Source organism: Paraburkholderia sp. BR10882 (assembly GCF_040948855.1).
GTDB classification, from domain to species: Bacteria; Pseudomonadota; Gammaproteobacteria; order Burkholderiales; family Burkholderiaceae; genus Paraburkholderia; species Paraburkholderia nodosa_A.
In genome coordinates this window covers 1-1,953 of the sequence record NZ_JBFPKP010000050.1, presented here as the reverse complement: position 1 = coordinate 1,953, position 1,953 = coordinate 1, and the positions used below count along the sequence as shown (strand labels likewise).

Sequence of the window (1,953 nt, the reverse complement as noted above, 5' to 3'; positions counted from 1 at the left end):
GCCCGTTCATGATCCGATCTTCGACACTGCGTGAGCTGCAACCCGTGAAAGACAAAACCTGAACCCCGCAAAAGCGGACACTTGAACTTGGCCGGGAAGCGGACATCTGAAAATGGCTTTGACATATTTGTAAGAGCAAAGTAGTAGTGTCGTACTTGAGCAAAGTACAGATGTCGTACCCAGGTTCGATTTGAGGTACATGCTGGACGGTTTTCACGGATACGTGGAGCCGCCGATGGCCTGTACCGGGATGATCACGATGAGCATGCGCGAGCTGGACCGCCTGAAGGTGATCGAGGCAGTCGCCGAGGCACGGCTGATGCCCTGGCGAGCGGCTGAACGGCTAGGCATCAGCCGCCGTCAGGTCGAGCGCCTGGTGCTGCGGTATCGGGCATCCGGGGCATCCGGGCTGGTTTCGCGACGGCGTGGCAGCACCAGTAACCACCAGTTGACTGAAGGTCTGGCGCAGCGCGCGCTGTGCATTATCCGCGAGCGCTATGCCGATTTTGGGCCCACGCTGGCCTGCGAGAAGCTCGCCGAATGCCATGGCCTGGTGCTGTCGAAGGAGACGGTCAGGAAGCTCATGACGGACGCCGGGCTGTGGATTCCGCGGGCCCAGCGCCCGCCCAAGGTCTACCAGCCGCGCGCACGGCGTGCCTGCCTGGGCGAACTGGTGCAGATCGACGGCAGCGACCACCGCTGGTTCGAGGAGCGCGCGCCGGCCTGCACGCTGCTGGTGTACGTGGACGATGCGACGAGCCGCCTGATGTACCTGCACTTCACGGCCACCGAATCGACCTTCAGTTATTTCGAGGCGACGCGTGCGTACCTGGAGCGTCATGGCAAGCCGGTGGCGCTGTACAGCGACAAGGCCAGCGTGTTCCGCAGCGTCAGCGCCGGCAAGACCGGGCGCAGCGTGACGCACTTCGGGCGCGCGATGTACGAGCTGAACATCGAGACGTTCTGCGCGAACAGCAGTTCGGCCAAGGGGCGCGTGGAGCGTGCGCACCTCACGCTGCAGGATCGTCTCGTGAAGGAGCTGCGGCTGCGCGGCATCAGCACGGTTGATGCCGCTAACGCGTATGCGCCTGCCTTTATGGCGGCCTATAACACGCGCTTTGCGAAGCCGCCGCGCAGCGCGTTCGATGCGCACCGGCCGCTGCGTGAGGACGAGGATCTGGACGCCCTGCTCACCTGGCGCGAGACGCGGCGCGTGACGAAGTCGCTCACGGTGCAGTACGACCGCGTGATGTACCTGCTCGACGATACGCTGCAGAACCGGAAGCTGGTGCACCGTTACATCGAGGTCTGGGAGTACCCGGACGGACGCATTGAATTGCGGGCCGACACGCGGGTACTGCCGTACCGCGAGTATGACCGCCTGACCGAGGTGGACCAGGGCGCGGTGATCGAGCACAAGCGGCTCGCGCACGCGCTGGAGGTGGCGCAGGCGCTGCAGGCGCAGCGTGATGACCGGCGCGCCTCGGGCTCACCCTCGCGCACCAACCGCGGCATCGAGGTGCGTAGCCATGAGCGTGCGCCCGGCACGAAGAAGACGCGCGAGTTCACGCAGGCCGACATGGAGGCCGTGATCGTAAACCTTGCGCAGCGAAAGACGCTAGCAACGCAGCCATCCAGACCTGGCCAGCGGACTGCCCGGACCCGCTGAACAGGCACAAGCGCCCTGCTGCTTCAACCGCTGGCCTTCAGCACTGCAGGAACATCAGACCGGGGAAGAGATGCGACATCTGTATTTAGCCCGCAGTACGACATCTGTATCTGGCCGGGACATTATGTTGTACGGGCTAAGTTGTAGTGTCCGCTTTGGGGGTGCGGCGGAATTCTTGGACGGGTTTATGTCGTCAGCCCGAGGCTCTCCCGGTATTCAATCGGACTGAGTGCGCCAAGCGAGATCTTGATCCGTTTCTCGTTGTACCAGCGAATGTACGAGTC

The 1,953-nt window shown here is 63.3% G+C and carries 2 protein-coding genes; one reads left to right on the top strand and one right to left on the bottom strand.

Going from position 1 to position 1,953, the window contains the following annotated elements; genetic code table 11:
• Positions 1-235: 235 nt before the first annotated feature.
• Positions 236-1,669: an ISNCY family transposase gene (locus AB3X99_RS40820; protein WP_368662060.1), complete on the top strand. Its 1,434-nt coding sequence runs from the start codon at positions 236-238 to the stop codon at positions 1,667-1,669.
• A gap of 185 nt (positions 1,670-1,854) precedes the next feature.
• On the opposite strand, the gene AB3X99_RS40815 is transcribed toward AB3X99_RS40820, so the two are convergent.
• Positions 1,855-1,953: IS3 family transposase (locus tag AB3X99_RS40815; RefSeq protein ID WP_226200766.1), on the bottom strand; the 99-nt coding region annotated here is incomplete at its 5' end.

Excerpts from the sequence above, each read along its gene's own strand:
- AB3X99_RS40820 (WP_368662060.1), top strand. The coding sequence starts at position 236 with ATGGCCTGTACCGGGATGATCACGATGAGCATGCGCGAGCTGGACCGC.